Origin of the sequence: Stenotrophobium rhamnosiphilum, assembly GCF_003052265.1 — a bacterium.
Classification (GTDB): Bacteria; Pseudomonadota; Gammaproteobacteria; order Nevskiales; family Nevskiaceae; genus Stenotrophobium; species Stenotrophobium rhamnosiphilum.
Genome location: NZ_QANS01000008.1, coordinates 140883 through 159640, shown reverse-complemented (window position 1 = coordinate 159640; position 18758 = coordinate 140883). Strand labels below are relative to the sequence as shown.

The following is an 18758-nucleotide window of genomic DNA, read 5'->3' as shown; positions in this document are numbered from 1 at the left end:
CTTCCAGAACGGCTTCCGTGATTACAGTCCGTTTATCGGACGCTATGTAGAATCAGATCCGATCGGGCTGAATGGAGGAAGCTGGTCTACCTATGGGTATGTAGAAGGTAATCCTATTAGTTATGTTGATCCGACGGGCGAAAGTCCCGTGGGAGCCGCGATGTTCGGATTTTTTGCCTTTGCATCTGGATATGCACTATATGATGCGTATCAGGCAAATAAGTCGGATCCTGACAATTGCGGTTGTAAGAACAAGTTAGATGCGGCAAATAAAATTTTGCGAGCACTCCAACAAAAATATCCGTCCAGATACAAGAAAAATATTTCTGTAGGCGTAAGGAACATTCCAATCGGCGGAGTCACCTATATCACTAGAGGCGACAAGATATTTATTAGCAGTGAGTATTGTTCTGGTAAGTATCCAAGTCTCACCGATGCGGATTTAGCTAACACAATCGCGCACGAGGCGTTACATGCGAATGATCCTTGGTACCTCCGGATTGGCCCGGTTATAGGCAGCGAATTTGATGAGGGCACCCATCATTCGGATATTTCAGGGCAAGCTGAAAACGATGCGCAATCGGTCGTAGGAGCACATTAATATGCAATTACCCAGGTGGAAGTGGGCCGTGTTCGCGCTGATATTTCTTATTCTTGGCGCAGTCGTCTACGAGAATACATTCAGGCTACAACGCTCGAGCCAAGCCATATATGTCGTACTGCACAACGAAATTGATTATGCGATAGCTTATCGTAAAGAAAAAATTAATGGCTCAGGCGACAACCAAGATTTGGTTGCTTCTTCGAGAATTCACGTGCATGACTTCTCTATTGATGTGGGTAGCGGAGAGGTCTATCACGGTAGAAGTTTTCTCTACGATGCGTCAGCAATCGTAATTGTTGATTCCCCTGCACCCAGTGGCTGGCTGATAGCCAGTTCAGTAGGTCAAGAGCCAGGCGAATGCAAAAAATTATTTGGTACTGATGGCACTGAAGAAGCGTTGAATGCTCGCTGGAAAAATGTTTGTCAATTTGCGAGTAAAGGAATAAATAAGGTTGGGCAAGACTGAATAACCGCGTAAAGCAAGCAGCCATTCAGTGGCGCTCTTATCCATTCTTCATCTATTGGAAGTTCCTGTTACTGATGCATTTCGGAAATAAAATTCCCGAATATAGGAAGTGGCAATGAAGCGCCGACACATCAGGTTGTTATTGCTCGCCGGATTAGCTTGATTTGATCAGCTGGGAAGATGGGGCCAACTATTGCAACCGCGCCCGCTGAATGTTGCCACCGATTTTATAGTCATCTGGGTGAATACGAAAACGGGGAAATTCCATTCAAAGTCCTTCCACGACATATTCAGCAGCGCACTCTTCTTGCCAAGAGCTTGCGTGTCGTTGAAGTGCTTTTTTGAGTTGATCGCGTAAATAGAGATTCAAGCGCCAACGACGAAAATAAACGGCAAGAGAAATTGGCCGATCTTTGCGAACGTTTGGAAGAGAGTGCGCCTGTGTGTATCGGTTGGGGAAGCTTCAGTACTTGTCGCAAAATAATGGAGAACGAGATAGGAAATCAAAGCAAAGATCAGCGCCAGCCCCCATGGCAATAGCACCGCAAGATCGAGCAAAACCTATAAGTTAGTTTTCCGCGACTTGCGTGCCATTGCCAATCCTTGGCTTGAGTGCTTTATTATAAATTTCACATGCCGTTTAGATTGCACTGTCTACCTAATGGCGCTCGGCAACCGTTTTTCGGTACAAGTCTGATAGTTCTTCTGCTGTCATTTTGCTGTAGTCAGGTTTCGGCTCGTGACTATGCATCTCGCGCTCTGAAGGTGTGGCAAAGTTAAGAAGGAAATTTATGGCCTTGTAGTCACCGGCTAATGCTGAATGAACTGCTTTTGTGACGATGGCTTCTCTCACGGTTATCTTCTTGCGCTTTCCGTCAACTGTGACTGTGATCTTTTGGGCAAGTTGCGAATATACCTGCATGGCAGCTGAAGGGCGGTTTTTAGGACGCCCACGCTTGTTCCCAGAGGTGCCTGACTTAAATTGACCTGACTTTGGGGGCTTGGCGTAACCCACTGCATAAGGCTTGGTGCCGTTCTTCTTACTCATCAGAAGATACCTCTGAGGTTGCGGCGATGTCATCGAAGCGACGGCCTGTAGCGACATGCACGGCTGCATCGCCGGTCACACGCTGCCACCGCCGAATCGCAACGTCGACGTATAGGGGATCAATCTCAATGGCGCGGCAAACGCGCCCAATACGTTCTGCGGCTATGAGCGTGGTACCACTTCCTAAGAAAGCATCCAGCACAATGTTGCCACGTGCCGTGCAGTCAAGCAGGGCGTCTACAATCATGGCTACGGGCTTTACCGTAGGGTGAAGCTTCCCGAGGGGGCCTTCTTCGGTTTGACGAGCAAACGCATTTACGCCCGGGTACTGCCAGACATTGGTGCGGTTGCGTCCAAACTTGCCGAGCTGAACATTGTTGCGGTGAGGGGACTTGCCGTTTTTGAAGATCAAAACGAGTTCATGTTGGCTACGATACAACGAGCCCATGCCTGCAGTGTCTTTGGTCCAGACTGCCATGTTCTTGAACTCGGCGTAAGCAGCTCGTCCGGCTGTTAGCAGTTCGAATAAATGACGCCAGTCCATGAATAAATAATGCAAGGATCCTTGCTGGCTATGCATTGCTAATTGAGCGCAGGCTTTTTGAAGAAAGTCGATAAATTCAGATTCATCCATTTCGCCAGCCGCCATTGCAAACTCACGATGATGCACTTCCCCGAGGCCTGAGGCATGCCCGTCTATTTTTACGTTGTAGGGCAAATCTGAAATAACAACATCTGCCAGATCACCTTGCATGAGCTGTTGATAGACGTTTTCATTGAGTGAGTCACCGCAAATCAAGCGATGGCGCCCCAACTGCCAAAGATCACCTGTAGCAGTGACAGCAGGGCCATCAGTTTCGAGCTCAACGATTTCTGGTTTAGCGTCTTTTTCTGTGCCCTGAATGATCAGATCAATCTCAGGAACTTCAAAGCCCGTGAGCGTGACATCAAAGCCAAGATCAATCGTGCTTAAGTGCTGCAGTTCAATCTTCAAGATCTCGCGATCCCATCCAGCGTTCTCCGCGAGGCGATTGTCCGCAATGATGTATGCGCGGACTTGATCGGGGGTGAGGTGATCAAGGCGCAGTGTGGGTACAGTCGTGAGCTGGAGTAGTTTGGCGGCTTCAGCGCGGCCATGCCCGGCAATGATGGTGTTGTTGCGGTCGATCAGGACAGGATTATTAAAGCCAAATTCTTTGATGCTATTGGCGATCTGTTTGATCTGCCGTTTGGAGTGAGTACGCGAATTTCTCGCATAAGGGGTTAAATTAACAACTAAGACTTGCTCAATTGAAGCGGTCATATCAATCACAATGAACTCCTGTCCCATATGCCCCGGCGGAGCATTTCGGACACGAAGCTAATTGGAGGAATAAGGTTAGCCCGGCAAACCTGATTTCAAGCGTCTGCGCGCCTTGGAGGTAAGATTCGCGAACTGTCCGAAGCTGATAGATTTTTCTCGGCCCTTGAAATCGTAATTGCACCAAAATTTCTTGGTCGTCTCATTTGCATGCTCCTTCGGCGAGAGGCTATGCACATCAAGTTCGGAAATGAAATGGTTCCAAAGTTGCTTTGCAGTTTCCGTTTGATGCTCTGGCTTGGAGCATAGGGTTTCAACAATCATGCTAATGGACATGTTGTTATCGCCAACATTGCCCCGAAGCTTCTTGGCACGGCGGCTTTGTAATTCTCGAGTTCTTTGCCCAATGACAACATCAGCTTCTGCCAGTGTCATCGCCAAGTAATCATTGGCGTTGCGTTTATGATCAGAGTCGGGTGGATTATCCAGAATGAGCCACTTAAGCGTGCAATACGCTTTCAGCAGCCGATATGCTTCTGCGGCGACGCCGTTGGGAATCCGAAAGGACCAATGCTCGAATGGTGTATCTGAGGTGTTACTGCTGAAGGTAAGTTGCTGAAGTTGATCTTCAGTGAATCCAAACTTCTTCAACCTGGAAGTAATTGGATGCTCGGCAACAAATGCTTTTTCTATTTTTGTCCCGCGCATGGTCGCAAGCTGCGGCAGTTCAACATTAACGCTTGCGTCTTACGGGCCGCGTCAGTTTGCTGGCCCGCTGTTCAACCATAACCAAAACTTCTGATGGCTTGATGTCTAACACGTGGCATAACTTGAAGATGATTTTCAGTGATGCGGAGTTCAGTCCGCGTTCTAGCAGAGAGACGTAATTGCGCTGCACGCCTGCCTCAAGGGCAAGCGCCTCCTGAGAAAAGGCCTGTTTCAGCCGTATTTCTCGCAAGACTTGCCCAAAAGCGCGCTCTACTTCCAACCGAATCCCCAATAAGAGCTGGAACGGTAGAGCCGAGGGCTTAAAACGTCTTCACAATATATTGGTCAAGAGCTAGTATCCAAATGAAACCGCGAGGGCAGGCGGCACGTAAACGAAAGAGCGTAGGGGGTCGAATGAGCGACAGGCGACAAGGATGTGCGCGTTTACCGCTTCAGTGGCCGTACCTGTGCTGAGCTCGGTATGGCCCTAACGCAAATGCAGCTGATCCAGTCCTTGGGTGAGGCCATGAATTGGTTCGAGCGAGAGCTGGCGTGGGGCGTGCCTCCGACGGAGCTACGCCACCTCTGCGGACGTATTGGAGAGTTGTACGCCGCACTCATCACCAATGGACGCATGGCCACGGAGGTCAATCAGCGGGGCTATGACGTTGTGAGCGCCGCTAATGAACGGATATCCGTCAAGACCACAGCAATGAGTGGATCGGGCGGTCATATCGCGTTCAACGCAAAGACACTGGAATGGGTCGATCGCATCATGGTTTTTCGGGTCAATACCGAAGAAATGCAAATCGAAAAATTACTTGATGCATCTATCAGTGAAGCGATAGTTCTGATGTCACCCGAAGTAGAGGGCAAACGCACGCTGTCGTTAGGGCGCATCGAGAAGAAAACTGCGTTGAGAAGTGATATCGCGACGGTGAGGGAAGCAATGTTCCAAGAGTATCGAGTGCGCGAGCTGGAAAACGGCAGCATCGAAATCGAACAGAACGAGGTTCTGGTAACACCCGCGAAGTCTGCGCTCCGAGAGTTAGCGGTGCGACTCAATGTGGGCCTCTTAAACGGCAACGGCAATGCGTTTAACACGCGTCAGCTAGGCAGTCAGATCATAAACAGCATCGAAGCGTTGAGTGAAGCACTCGCAGTGCCATCTATTCAGTGATTGCGCGAAGCAAGTTGAAGGCCAATAGAAAGAGAAGCGAATGGATACTTGTAATACATTGCTCAATATAACGTCTGCAAAGATTGTGGATGAGATGCCGCGGCTTGGTGCGCTCTCGCCTGCTGTTCCAGAGAGAATTGATGCCATTAGCGAAGTCTGGGGATGGAGGATTATTTTTCGAGAGCCTTCTCCTCAACTTATAGAAGCCTGCATTCAGAAGGGCTGGCACGATCGTGACTGTGAGCATTTCGAATCAACATTCGAAGCATCGCATCGAGAGTATGACTGCCACGGTAAATGCCAAGCGCGTATTCAGCAGTGGCGGCCCAGAACAATGTTTGAGATGGCATTCTTTATCGCCATATCTGACGGGTGGGGTGGTCAATCCATTGCAACCGAATTGATACGGCGGCGTAACGGAGCGCCGTGGCAGTTGCCCGATCCAGATGCCGGCGAAATTTTGTCTTGCACCTATGGTGTCCTCATATTCAGAGAACAGTTCGATGCATTAATTGCGTTGTGCACGGGATCCAATGATCCGGGCTACGCGCACATGCTCTACAAGGTTCTGTCCAATACCGCGGGTAATGTTCAGCAGGATCCGATTGAGGATCTACGTGAAATTATTCAGGTCTCACGGCTGCCGTTGTTTGAGTACATCTTGAAAGCTTGTCGCAGGGATAGAGTGCATTTAAATCTTCCACCACTTTTCCGCACGGCTCAAGAATCTTATGACCTAATCCGGGCTGTGGAAATTTCCCCATATCAAGAACTTTATGGAAGATTGAAGGGTGCAAGATTTACGTGAGCTTGAAGCCAATGGGATCACGCGCCCTCGGGAAGAATGGTGCGTAGCAGTCAGGTTGAATCTGTAGATTAGATTTCACGAGATTCCCTCCCTGATCTCCAGAAGGTTCCTCGACTTTTTCTCCTGATTCGCCTTTGAGAGCATATTTCTTGCTTAATGGAAATATCAAAGGCCGAGCCTAGTTGCCGTTAAGCCAAGACATATGACCGCTTGGCTGGTCACCTGCAACTTCGAGAGCACAAGCGAGTAAAAACAGGCGAAAGATCCGGCCTATCAATAACTAAACGGGATGCCTCTGCATGCACTTTGATCAAACTAATGCGGTTCAGCATAAAGCAGGAGCAATTCGGTTTAGTGGGATGGGGCTTGTTGCCCTTCTGTTCGTGGCAATGCTTCTTACTTTGCCGAATGCAGCTATAGCAGATTGGACTGCGGTCGTTCCAAATGGTCAAACATCGCCTACGTTTGGCAGTGCGGTGGAAGCCTGTAAATACTCCCATGACCAGTTTTATGGGGGATCAGGCTCAGAGATGAGCAGTTTTAATTTTCAACACAGTAATACTAATGGTCGCGTCATATCTGCAAGTTGCTCTTTTAAGTGGATCAATCAAGGCCAGGCTACGTTGCCTGGATATGCGAATTTAACGTGTTCAAGTGGTATGAAAGCTTCGCCTTCGGGTCCGGGTGGGTGCGCGCCACTTCGTCAAGATGATAGCGGCCCGCCTGCGTGCAATGTCAAAGCTGGAAATCCCATTAATGTCATCTCTGGAAATAAGTCTGAAACAGTAAGTGAATTCACTACGCGTGGAACCTTTCTTCTGAAGCTAGAAAGGCATTACGACAGTCAGTGGTCAGCTGTTTCGCGATTAGGTGCTGGATGGAGAACAAACTTTGACCGCCGGTTTCTCTATGGAGAGCTCTTCTACGTCCGGATTGTTCTAGGTGACGGCCGGGAAGCGATATTTTCTGCCGGCCCGGCATCGACTTGGGTTCCTGCTTACATTGATACAGCAGGAAATTTAATCAATACCAGGACGGATGTCCGTTGGACCCTCGTTAAGAATTCTGCGGGATGGATATTTACAGATAATGACGGAACAGTAGAGACCTACAACACCGCTCGGCAATTGATCTCAATAGCCTATAGAGGTGGTTATACGCAGACACTGGCGTATGACAGTAAAGGCAACAACATCTCTGTGACCGATAACTTCAATCGACAGATTCTATTCACATACTCTAATTATGGATTGCTGGCCTCCGTGACAGCGCCAGACGGAAAGGTCTATCAATATGAATATCTGGATCAGAGCCCAAAATCTTCTGGCGGGGTTGCGGCATCCATATCAGTACCATCAGAAACGACGACGCTCAGTAAGGTTACATATCCGGTAAATAATGGATCTACTGCGCCTTACATTACATACCAGTACGAAGATACAACCAATCTCACCGCACTGACCGGAATCACAGATGAGCGTGGAATCCGTTTTGCAACGTGGACCTATGATGCCCAAGGTCATGCCACGTCGAGTCAGCATGCGGGCGGTGTTGAGTACACCAACATTCAGTACGATTTCACAGGGAATACTCGTACTGTTACTAACGCAGCAGGCAAGCAGACGCTCTATACCTTGGCGTCCAAGCAAGGAGTTTTAAAGCGCGTTGCATCTATTCAAGGGCAAGCCAGTACAAATTGCATTGCGGGCAACACGCAGTATGGCTACGACAGCAAGGGCTTCGTTAATCAACAGATTGATGCTGAGAATCGCACCACAACTTGGACCAATGACAGCGCAGGAAATCCACTGACTAAAACGGAGGCTAGTGGTACGGCTTTGGCTCGTACAACGGCGATGACGTGGCTTTCTTCATATCGATCGCCCACTCAAATTGTCCGGCCTGGATTAACAATCGATCTAACGTATGACAGTGCAGGGCGCTTGACGCAACGCAAGGAGACAGACACGACAACGCAGTCCACGCCTTATAGCACCAATGGACAAACGCGAATCTGGACCTTTGGCTATAACGTCGCTGGGCTATTAACGACGGTGGATGGTCCCTTAGCTGGAACTAGCGATACGACAACCTATGGTTACAACGCCAGCGGATTCTTGGCGAGTGTCACGAATGCACTCAATCAGACCACGCAGGTTACGTTAGTCAATAGTCTCGGGCAGCCATTAACGATGATTGATCCCAACAACGTCACGACTAATTTTAGCTATGACGCGCGTGGCCATTTGACTCAAATCGTGGTTGAACCAGGAGCACTGCAGGCCGTTACGAGTTTTACGTACGACGCTGCCGAACAAGTGATTAGTGCGACGGAACCCAATGGCGCAAACCTTTCATTTGAATACGATGGCGCAAAACGACTTTCTGCCATCCAAAATAACTCGGGAGAACGTATCGAGTACACCCGGAATTCTTTGGGCGGTATTACGAATACGAATATCCGCAACAGTAGCGGATCAATTGTAAAAGTTGCTTCAAAGACTTTTGATGAGCTCAACCGTGTTCTTTCGGAGATTGGAGCGAATACACAAGTCACTATGTACGGCTATGACCGTACCGATAATGTAAACGTACGCACCGATGCGGCCAGTAATAATTTCTATTCTGGATACGATGCACTGAATCGTCTGGTCTCAGAAACAGGGCCGATGCTGTATGCGGTGAGCTATGGCTATGACGCACAAGATCAAGTGACAACAGTTACAGATCCACAAGGTCATATCACGCGCTATTACTACAATGGCTTTGGTGATCTCATCGGGACAGTGAGTCCCGATGCTGGCACCACCATTAATACATACGACAATCGTGGTCTGCTTGTAACTCAGACTAAATCTACTGGGATCATGTCTAGCAGAACTTACGATGTTCTTGGACGTTTGATATCGATAACCTATCCGAATTCGTCGGATAACATTTACTACTACTACGATGGGACAAACACATCGCCAGTGCCGCCAAATAGTATTGGGCGTTTGTCTGGAGTTAAAGATCAAAGTGGCACAGCGGCTTATGGCTATTACCCAGGCGGCCAGCAGCAATGTGAGTTAAAGACCGCGTTTGGTATCAGTTATCTGTCGTGCTATGCCTACGATTTGTCAGGCAACGTGAACGATGTTTTATACCGTGGCAGTTATCTAACCTATGTGCGCAATAGCATGGGACAAGTAACTTCCGTCAACGTGAAGATTGGTGGCGTCACAAAACCGCTTGCAAGTTCGATTCAATACATTCCGTTTGGCCGCTGGTCACAAATGACTCTGCCGAACGGAATCACAACCACGCGCAGTTTTGATCAGGACTATCGGATAACGTCTATTGGATCGACAGGCGTTTTGAGCCGCAGCTACAGCTTTGATAACCGCGACAATATCCTAAGCATTACCGACGGCATTAATTCGCAGAACAGCCAGACGTTTAGCTATGACACATTGGGCCATCTCACATCGGCATTTGGGGCATACGGTTCATTGGCATACACGTACAACGCCAGTGGCGATCGACTTACTGGAGGCTTGTCGATGACACCTTCGACATACACGTATCAGTCAGGCTCGCATCGTCTGGCCACGGTCAGTGGCCCGAATGCGCATAGCTATACCTATGACGGTTCTGGCAATGTGATCGCTGATGGGGCGCTGAGCTATAGCTACACCAGCGAAGGTCGGTTATTTGCGGCCTCGAGTACTGGAATGCCCATTTACTTCTATGACGGCTTTGGTCGGCGTGCTGCCAAATACGTGACAGGTCCGGGCGCTAGTGTGTATACGCGCATGCCCGATGGAAAACTCATGGAAGAAACCGACGGAGCCGGAAACGTAACGAAGGAATATTTTTATCTGGAAGACGAGCCCCTCGCTATGTACTCGCCTGCAGCAGGCGTTACTGCTGACATCTACTACTATACAAATGATCATCTGGCTACACCGCAGGTGCTGACGAATGCGACGGGCGCAGTTAGTTGGTCGGCAAACTACCAGCCTTTCGGTGCCGCGTCGGTGACAACTGCCAGCGTTAGTAACAATCTAAGATTTCCTGGACAGTATCTGGATGCTGAAACTGGATTTCATCAGAACGGCTTTAGAGATTACGAGCCAAGTCTTGGTAGATATATCGAGTCGGACCCGATTGGATTGCTGGGAGGGATTAACACGTATGCCTATGTGGACGGGAATCCCTTGTCGTTCACAGATCCAGAAGGATTGGCCAAAGGTGGTAAAAACAATATAGGAACAGAAGGGCTGACAAAGCAATCTGATCGGGGAGATGTGGAAGAGGCGCTTAAGGATGCTATTAAGAACAAACAAGCTGAGCGAATCAAAAAACTCCGTGGTTTGCTAAAAGTTATTAAGCGTGGAGGAACTATGGGTCTATTAATTAGCGCCGACGATTTATTAAAAGCAGCTTGTAACGCTGGCGATCAACTCTCATGTGATACGTACTGCTCCCTAAATCCTGGCGACTGCACTGGAAGATTTTGTCCAAACTTATGAAAAACCGATACGCAGCAAAATTATTGTTCCAATTCAGAATTGTTACGTCTGGGCGCACGAATAAAGTTCGAGATATAGAAGAACGGATAATTATTTGTGCTCAAGAGAATGCCGAGTTGGCTTATAAATATTCTAAAAGTTACGGAATAGAATCTGAATACCACTATAAAAATGATTCTGGAGGAAAAGTATTTTTCGAATTTATTGGGGTGATTGACCTCTTGCATCTCGGGAACGAGACGACAAAGGAAGAAGTTTGGTATGACATCCGGCGAGCAGTAAATCCTATGGAGCGGCGTAAGAAACTTGTACCGGCGAAGCACGAATTATCTGCGTTCAGAAAATAAATAATCCGGGCTCGTATTCTTTAAATAAGCAGATAAGAAGAGATAAAGGATCGGAGTAATTATTAGAATAATTACTCCGATCCGCTTCTTCCATGGAGTGGGCTAATAGAGCCGCCGAGGGACTTAGGACCGAAGTGGCAGGCCCCGGTTCAGCAATTCGACCGGATTCCCAATGCCTATAAAGGAGGCATTGCTGGCGCTGGTTACGGCGCTACTGGTGCAGGTAGGAATTCTTGCGGGTGTCAATAATGTTATTAAATTCTATATCCACGCTGTTTCATCGCGCATTTGGTAGCAGCCGGCTACGGCCATACGAAAGTGTCTGCATTGATGAATGGCGATCAACTCTACCGGAGTCATTAAAGCTAGTTTTGAATTCCCAGCTTGAGAAATTTGATCTTGTACAGCGGCAAGCACGAGGAACGAAAACTGTTTTTTATTGTGTGAAGGATCCGATCTATGCCACTTGGTCAAGCGCGGATTTATTTCCTAACCACGGAGAAAATTTCAAGATCTTTTCAGCGACATTGAAAGGAAGCATCGGCAATATCACGGAGGCTGTCCGATTCGACATATACCTCCATCGGGGCAGACTTTTTTCCATTGAGTTTGGCTCTGAACTTGGGGCGCTGGCTGCACTTAAATCAGGATTGTTGATTCAGCGGGCATAGAGGCAGATATCAGATCAAGAGGTTACTGCAACGCGCTTGTTTCTTCCCGCGCAGAACTAACAAAGGTAGATTCTAGATACCGTTAGGCGAAGGCATGAGACCGCTTGGCCGTTTGTCCGTAACTTGCACATCCAAAGCAAGTAAAAACGTTGGCAAACCATCTGGCTGATCAACAACTAACGGGAAGACAGTACATGCGCCTATTCACGAAATGTCGGGGAAAGAGAATCCAAGGAGATAGAAACCCGATAGTGATAAAGCACTGGTTGATCGTTGGACGTGTGGTTAGCTTTTGGATGTTGGGAGTCGTGTTGACAGGGCTCTCCACCAATTTGGCGTTTGCTCAAACATTTAGTCTTCCCGCAAAGCCGGGATCATGGTTTGTAAATAATGGGGGTACTTGTGGATCAGTCAGTGCGGCTGATCTGCCATCGGCCTGTAATCAATGTGCAGCGTTGGTTAGTACATCCTGCAACGTTTCAACCATCAGCGGCACTTCGGCAATCAGTGCAGGGACGACAACATATCTAGCTCAGTGCAACGTCCATGGAGTTAATAGTTGTGGGAGTACTCTATCTAGTGCGGATTTCCAGTGGAGTGCTGGTGCGCCGGCGGTGTGTGAACCTGGATTTTTACTTTCTGGAAGTACGGTGCCGCCAAGATGTATTTATGTGGGTGGCGCTGTAACGGGCAGCAATTTGGGAGAAACAGATAGAGCATTGCAAGGCGGTTGTACTGCGGGATGTGTTGGTGATCCCATTAATCCTGCAACAGGCAACAAATATCAGGTCGAAAAGGATTACGTTGGGAATACGGTGATGCCTCTGCGCTTCATCCGCTATTACAACAGTGATAATCGTGTCGTCAGCACCTCAATGGGTGCTCATTGGCGACATTCTTATGATCGCTCGATACTCGCCACAGCTTATGGCAGTGAAGTAGTGGCTATCGCATACCGTCCTGACGGGCATAGCTATTCCTACGATTCCACTGATGGAATAACTTGGACTGCTGTTGGTAACACAATCGATACCCTCCAGAGAACTTATAACGGGAGTGGAACTCCAACAGGCTGGATCTATAAGACGCGTAAAGATGAGCTAGAGACATATGACGCTAGCGGGCGCTTGATACAGATTACTGATCACGCTGGAAGAATTACAACGCTTGCCTACGATGCGCTTTCCAGATTGGTGACGGTCACGGAACCTTATGCTCGGGCGCTGACGTTCTTCTACGATTCGGCCGGCTATCTTTTATCAGTAACAGATCCCGCTGGCGGGGCATATGTTTATCAGCATGATGCCAATGGAAACCTCACGGGTGTTCAGTATGCTGATGGCACGAATCGCACGTATTTGTACAACGAAGCGGCTCTGACCTCTGGCGCGAATCTGCCGAATGCGCTGACCGGAATCGTTGACGGTTCTAGCCAGAGATATATGACGGTTGGCTACAATGCTCAAGGGAAAGCGATATCAATTCAACTCGGAACGAGTACTGATCTCTTCACAATTCAGTACAGCGGGTCTTCGACTTCGCCACAAGTAACCGATCCAATAGGTACTGTGCGTACTTACAACTTTGGCGTTGCTAACTCGGCTTATAAGATTTCTAGTGTTTCTTCAGGTGGAAGTGATGCGGCGTGTGCGCATTGTGCATCGTCACAGTCAGTGCTCTACGACAGTAATGGCTTTATTAGTCAGAGAACGGATTTTAACGGCAATGTCACTCGCTATTCATTCGATCTACGCGGGCTGGAGCTGAGCCGCACCGAAGGATATGGATCGGCAGTTGCCAGAACAATAACGACGCAATGGGATTCTGTATTCCATCTTCCTAAGCAGATCGACGAACCAGGGCGCAGGACTGTTTATACCTATGATTTATCCGGCAATAAGACGAACGAATCGGTAACAGATACAAATACCAGTGCTACGCGATCAACTTCGTATACCTACAATGGGCAGAATCTTCTCAGCACAGTTGATGGGCCACGCACGGACGTAACTGACGTCACGACCTATGCGTATGATTCCAGTGGAAACCTAAGCACAATCACGAATGTACTAGGACATCAAATAAGGATTGCGCTGTATGACTTACAGGGGAATCCCACCAGGATGTTTGATGGCAACAATGTTCAAACGGACATCACCTATGACGCACGCCAAAGAGTAAAAACAGTTTCTACTGCTGGCGCGACAACTTCTTATAGTTACAACATTAATGGTGATATTGCTAAGGCCATATTGCCTAATGGAAGTCAGCTTACCTACGGCTATGACGACGCCTACAAGCTAACAGACATTACCGATAATCTGGGCAATCACATTCATTACACGCTGGATGGACTTGGGAATAGACTGAGCGAGTCCATCTATGACGGTGGCGATGTTTTGAGGAAGTCACTCAGCCGCGTCGTCGGAATTGATGGACGTATCAAGGAAATCCATGGGGCGAATGGACAAACGACCGCCTACACATATGACGGATATGGAAACATAAAGTCGCTCAAAGAAGCGGGCTTGTATCTGACTCAGTACAACTATGATGCGCTGAATCGATTGAGCGCCGTAACCGATGCTAAGAGTGGGTATACGACCTATGGTTATGACGCGCTAGATCACACACTGTCTGTCAAAGATCCCTCCAATCTGACGACGATCTATGCGGTTGATGCTTTAAATAGCACGCTCTCAGTAAATAGCCCGGACTCGGGCTTAACGACCAATACATATGACGCTGCGGGGAATATTTCATCCAGCACGGATGCTCGCGGGATTACGACGCAATATACCTATGACGCATTAAATCGCATCAAGAAGAAGGCCTATCCCACGTCAGCCGAAAACGTCTTCTACTTCTATGACGGCAGTAATTATTCGCCAGCTTATCCATATGGCATTGGGCGACTGACGGGTATTAGCGACCCAAGTGGTCAAAGTACATATGCCTACGCGGCACGTGGAACGCTATTCGCAGAATCAAATGTCGTCGCAAGCCATAACTACGCGACTTTTTATGCTTATGACAGTGCGGATAATCTCACTCAGATGGCGTATTCGACAGGGGACCTTTTAACTTATACGCGAAACGCAATTGGGCAGGTTACTCAAGTGAATGCGACGCTCAGCGGTCATGCCCAAACGCTAGCAAGCAATATCCAGTACATGCCATTTGGCCCTTGGAAACAAATGACCATGGGGAGTGGCGTAACAACATCTCGTTCCTATGATCAGGACTACCGACTTTCCTCGCTAACAGCCGCCGGTGTTCTTGGTCGAAGCTACGGATATGACGCAAGAAATAATGCGACGTCGATTAGCGATGCGATTGCCCCTTCAAAATCACAGACGCTCACTTACGACGAACTGAATAGGCTAACAACAGCGACAGGTACATACGGCAATCTTTCTTATACCTATGTTGATTCGACAGGTGATCGCAAAACTGGCGGGCTAACATCGAATCCCGCTACATATACGTATGCCACAACTAGTCATCGGTTAAATACGGTCAGCGCTCCCAATGCACATGCATATACATATGACGCGACCGGGAACGTTGTCGCTGACGGTGCGACCACATATACCTTTAGCAACGCCAATCGCCTATTGACCGTATCGGGATCGGCGAGCCCATTCTATTTTTATGATGCTTTTGGACAACGCACTGTTAAGGTAACAGCGTCGGCAACGACAGTATATTTAAGGGATAAAGATCGCAATATTACCGTTGAAAATAATCTGTCAGGCGTCGCCGGGGCTGAGTATTTTTATCTCAATGGAGAGCCATTAGCACTTTACTATCCGTCGACAACAGCAGCCGCTACAGCCGGAACCTATTTTTATGCGAACGACCATCTTGCCACGCCGCAGGCATTGACCAATGCCTCAGGTGCTGTCAGTTGGTCAGCAGACTATCAGCCCTTCGGTGCGGTAGTAGTGACAACTGCCTCCATCACTAACAATCTGCGATTTCCTGGCCAGTATTTAGATGCAGAAACTGGGTTTCATCAGAACGGCTTTAGAGACTACGAGCCGAGTCTAGGAAGATATCTAGAATCGGACCCGATTGGATTGCAGGGAGGGATTAACACGTATGCATATGTGGAAGGGAATCCCATTTCATTCGATGACCCCTATGGCCTTTGGGCTTTCGGTGATGCGCTCCCTCAAGGAGTTGTAGATTACTCAGCAGGTTTTGGAGATGGCATTTCACTGGGAGCAACTGAGTTGATACGTTCTGCAGCAGGGATTGATGGTTCTGTTGATCATTGCTCTGGAGCTTATCTTGGAGGAGTGCTTTCTGGCTTGGCATTGACGGGAAAAGGGTATGTTGTTGGAGCTGAATTGCGTATAGGTCGTAATTTCCGCTTGGCTCCATGGGGTAATCGCACAGGACATAAATACGGTGAGCTTCCCCATTACCACCGGCGTGTCCTTGACGCTAATGGCAATACGATTCCAGGCGGTGGCATCGGAAGACATCGCCCATACGAGGGTTGGTAAAATGCTTACTCCGCAACCGCCGATATTTGTTATTGAAGACTTGGACGTCTTGCTTTTTAAGTGCGTTGAAGAGGCTCAGCGCTTTTTAGAACCATGGTGGGTTATTGAAAAAAGAGGCGTCATATTTGATGCCTTGGGTGTTCAACTTTCGGCAGAAATAGGAGCCGAAAACGCGAGCGTTACGCTGAAACCTGATTCTTCGCATGCGAGCGATCTGGAGAAGCTTTTACGAAATCACTTGATCGCGCTTGGTGAGATATCAGCGCAGGATTCTGAATGCGGACTGGATTCACTCGTGCGACGCTGTATCGAAAGGCATTCGGTGGGATAGCGTGATTGAGAGCATGGCGTTCAGTTAACAGTCAGGTTGAATCTATAGATTAGGTTTCACGAGATCCTCTCCCTGATCTCCAGAAAGTTTCCCCGACTTTCGATCTTTGATAAGCCCGCAGCTTCCCCAGCTGCGGGCTTTCTTTTTATGTGTGATCTGGAAATGTGCGATCCCGTTAAATTGATGGCTCCAAATTTATCGATTCCGCACTGCCCCGGGCTGCGGCGTAGGGATGTGATGGTCTGTCTCGGGCAGGTAATGGCTGCAGCTCCACAAGCACATTTTGGGCAGTGTGCAAATTGGCTGCGTGGACTTCGGGCAATTGCAGGCGAAGGTCTTGTTTGGTTCCCCTGCTGGTGGACAGATCGAGCCGGGATTAGTCCTGTGCTTAGGTGCGTCACACTTGCTCTCTGGTGCAGTTGACCATGAGATTCTGTACGGCGCTTTGCTTTCGACATTCAAGACAAGCGCCAACTCAGATTTTTTACATGAGAACCGGACTGTCATCTGTGTGGCGCTAGCAATATTGGATACGCGAAAAGTTTCACAGAGCCCATTTTCCTTCTGCCACTGCGTCACAAACTCGGCGATGTTTTTTGTAGTGAGCTTGCGGAAACGGAGAAAGAAAGGCGTGAAATATTTTGTATCGTGAGAGCTGGGAGTCTTCCCTGACAGATAGAGCACACGCGCGGCAGCAATCGCGAGCGGAGAGCCCATCCAATCGGGAGCTTTATCTGCATTCTTACCATCATTGAGCAGCGTCTCGGTAACTGTCGCCACGAATCCACCATCAAGGCCCGGCGGCTGAGCCGAGGTGGCTGTCGCGACATTCGGCAGGGGATTGGTTGAGATCAAGGCGGTTGCCCCAATCTTCGCTGGCTGATCAAGGACGGTGTCTGATCCGGATGTTCCAATGCTCCCGTTATGCCGTATGCGCGGTAGGTTGCCTCGGTACCAGTTAACCCCAAAGCCATCCGCGGCTCCGCAATTCGAGTAGTAGTAGTTATTCGCATCGAAAAAACCACCGGTTCCAGTGCCTCCCTGACCGCAATTGCCCGCACCTGTGCCTGGCGAAGAAACCTGAGGATTGATGGCTGCTTGAATCGTCGTGGGCTTGAGAATTTGGCGCCCATTTATATATGGCGGATTAGCTGAGAGCCACATCGCCATGAAGCGGGACAGGTCGCGCACGCTGGTCGAAAAGCCGCCAGCGGGCCAAAGCATAGGCTGGTCATCACCGCCAGGCATCGCATCGGCCTTAGAGAAGGACCAAGATGCTGCTTTTACATTCAACTGCCAACGTTGCGCGACGCGGTATTTGGGAAGTTTTCCGGTATCCATAGATGACTCAGTCATCTTAAGAGGTGCAAACAGATTTTCTTGGATGAACTTTGCGTAAGGTTTGCCCGAGATACGCTGTGCAATCAATCCTTCTGCTTCGGTCGCGACTCCGGAGTAGGAGGCGTAGTCCCCTGGAGTGAAGAGCGTGTAACTCTTTTTGAGATCAGTAAGCCAAGTTTCAACGTCCGCGTGGTACGTATCCATGATGTCGGCTAGACCAGCGGTGTGCGATCCGAGATGCTTGAGTTTGATCCCGGTGGACTGCTTGCCACGTTTGCACGTGGTATCTCCCCACTTGCATACGAATTTCAGTTCCGGCAAATAGCGGTCGTCATCTGCGTAGTCCTCAAGTGACATCTTCATTGCAGGGTCATCGATCAGCGTCAGCAAGCCAGTGCCGGTGATCACTTTGCTCAGCGATCCAGGCCGGTAAATCGTGCGCTCATCGGGCGCGCAGACTTTTGCTGCATCTTCATAGCCAAATCCTTGGCTATAAAAAAGTCCGTCTTCGAGGACTAGCCCTGCGGTCATGGCGGGGCCTTTTGCGCCGAGATAATTGCCTGCAGAAGTTTTTAGATTCTGCTGCGCAGCGACGATACCGCTAAGCATGCGTAGTCGTCGCTCGGCGCCTAAATCGACCCAAGTAGGCCGTGCGGTTGTTCCGACTTGAGTCCAGGAATCCGCGGCGTGGATCTGCGTGGACTGGACAAGAAAAAATACTGCTAAGGCGCCAACGGCGCTACGAGACTTATGCACGATACACCCCCTAGTTGTTGTATTTAACCAATGCGGCACATTAGTAAATCGGACAAAAGGAAAATGTGAGGCTTCTATCAAATAAGAATGTGAACTTTCTTTTTGTCTGCGCTCAGAAACGAATTGCCTAACAATCGATCAAGTCATCCCTAGATCTAAGTGCTGAATGA

The 18758-nt window shown here is 48.8% G+C and carries 13 protein-coding genes; 8 read left to right on the top strand and 5 right to left on the bottom strand.

The annotated features are described in order from the left end of the window. Both CJD38_RS17600 and CJD38_RS17595 read left to right on the top strand, forming a co-directional pair. A partial coding sequence (locus CJD38_RS17600) for an RHS repeat-associated core domain-containing protein (protein WP_276307809.1) occupies positions 1-601 on the top strand: 601 nt, incomplete at its 5' end. Between the two features lie 28 nt (positions 602-629). Continuing rightward, complete coding sequence (locus tag CJD38_RS17595; protein WP_146166017.1) at positions 630-1070, top strand: hypothetical protein; 441 nt, start codon at positions 630-632, stop codon at positions 1068-1070. A 658-nt stretch (positions 1071-1728) separates the two neighbouring features. Here CJD38_RS17595 and CJD38_RS17590 read toward each other — a convergent pair. The 4 genes from CJD38_RS17590 to CJD38_RS18965 form a co-directional block, all read right to left on the bottom strand. After that, the gene (locus CJD38_RS17590; protein WP_107941687.1) at positions 1729-2118 is read right to left on the bottom strand and encodes a DUF5681 domain-containing protein; all 390 of its coding nucleotides are present in this window, start codon (positions 2116-2118) and stop codon (positions 1729-1731) included. Next, positions 2111-3421 (bottom strand): site-specific DNA-methyltransferase, encoded by a 1311-nt coding sequence (locus CJD38_RS17585; protein ID WP_107941704.1) that lies wholly within the window; start codon positions 3419-3421, stop codon positions 2111-2113. The genes CJD38_RS17590 and CJD38_RS17585 overlap by 8 nt, the downstream gene beginning before the upstream one ends. Positions 3422-3496: 75 nt before the next feature. Further along, complete coding sequence (locus CJD38_RS17580; protein ID WP_107941686.1) at positions 3497-4126, bottom strand: hypothetical protein; 630 nt, start codon at positions 4124-4126, stop codon at positions 3497-3499. A 25-nt stretch (positions 4127-4151) separates the two neighbouring features. Then, entirely contained in the window at positions 4152-4406 is a 255-nt protein-coding gene (locus CJD38_RS18965) for a helix-turn-helix domain-containing protein (RefSeq protein WP_206363065.1), read from the bottom strand. A 201-nt stretch (positions 4407-4607) separates the two neighbouring features. Between CJD38_RS18965 and CJD38_RS17570 the strand changes: the two genes are divergently transcribed. From CJD38_RS17570 to CJD38_RS17540, 6 genes are all read left to right on the top strand, one after another. After that, the gene (locus CJD38_RS17570; RefSeq protein ID WP_107941685.1) at positions 4608-5306 is read left to right on the top strand and encodes a DUF6998 domain-containing protein; all 699 of its coding nucleotides are present in this window, start codon (positions 4608-4610) and stop codon (positions 5304-5306) included. A 40-nt stretch (positions 5307-5346) separates the two neighbouring features. Then, positions 5347-6114: a hypothetical protein gene (locus CJD38_RS17565; protein WP_107941684.1), complete on the top strand. Its 768-nt coding sequence runs from the start codon at positions 5347-5349 to the stop codon at positions 6112-6114. 299 nt (positions 6115-6413) lie between these two features. Continuing rightward, entirely contained in the window at positions 6414-10628 is a 4215-nt protein-coding gene (locus CJD38_RS17560) for an RHS repeat-associated core domain-containing protein (protein WP_107941683.1), read from the top strand. Then, complete coding sequence (locus CJD38_RS17555; RefSeq protein ID WP_107941682.1) at positions 10625-10975, top strand: DUF4288 domain-containing protein; 351 nt, start codon at positions 10625-10627, stop codon at positions 10973-10975. Before CJD38_RS17560 ends, CJD38_RS17555 begins: the two co-directional genes overlap by 4 nt. Positions 10976-12317: 1342 nt before the next feature. Beyond that, a complete protein-coding gene (locus CJD38_RS17545) occupies positions 12318-16160 on the top strand; it encodes an RHS repeat-associated core domain-containing protein (RefSeq protein ID WP_161554281.1) in 3843 nt (1280 codons plus the stop codon). A gap of 1 nt (position 16161) precedes the next feature. Next, the gene (locus CJD38_RS17540) at positions 16162-16491 is read left to right on the top strand and encodes a hypothetical protein (protein ID WP_107941679.1); all 330 of its coding nucleotides are present in this window, start codon (positions 16162-16164) and stop codon (positions 16489-16491) included. Positions 16492-16686: 195 nt separating this feature from the next. Here CJD38_RS17540 and CJD38_RS17535 read toward each other — a convergent pair whose 3' ends face one another. Then, the gene (locus CJD38_RS17535; RefSeq protein ID WP_146166016.1) at positions 16687-18669 is read right to left on the bottom strand and encodes a serine hydrolase domain-containing protein; all 1983 of its coding nucleotides are present in this window, start codon (positions 18667-18669) and stop codon (positions 16687-16689) included. Positions 18670-18758: the final 89 nt, after the last annotated feature.

Bases quoted from the DNA above. Each gene is read 5' to 3' on its own strand.
- CJD38_RS17590 (WP_107941687.1), bottom strand. From the start codon at position 2,118: ATGAGTAAGAAGAACGGCACCAAGCCTTATGCAGTGGGTTACGCCAAG.
- CJD38_RS17585 (WP_107941704.1), bottom strand. From the start codon at position 3,421: ATGACCGCTTCAATTGAGCAAGTCTTAGTTGTTAATTTAACCCCTTAT.
- CJD38_RS17580 (WP_107941686.1), bottom strand. From the start codon at position 4,126: ATGCGCGGGACAAAAATAGAAAAAGCATTTGTTGCCGAGCATCCAATT.
- CJD38_RS17570 (WP_107941685.1), top strand. From the start codon at position 4,608: ATGGCCCTAACGCAAATGCAGCTGATCCAGTCCTTGGGTGAGGCCATG.
- CJD38_RS17565 (WP_107941684.1), top strand. From the start codon at position 5,347: ATGGATACTTGTAATACATTGCTCAATATAACGTCTGCAAAGATTGTG.
- CJD38_RS17560 (WP_107941683.1), top strand. From the start codon at position 6,414: ATGCACTTTGATCAAACTAATGCGGTTCAGCATAAAGCAGGAGCAATT.
- CJD38_RS17555 (WP_107941682.1), top strand. From the start codon at position 10,625: ATGAAAAACCGATACGCAGCAAAATTATTGTTCCAATTCAGAATTGTT.
- CJD38_RS17540 (WP_107941679.1), top strand. From the start codon at position 16,162: ATGCTTACTCCGCAACCGCCGATATTTGTTATTGAAGACTTGGACGTC.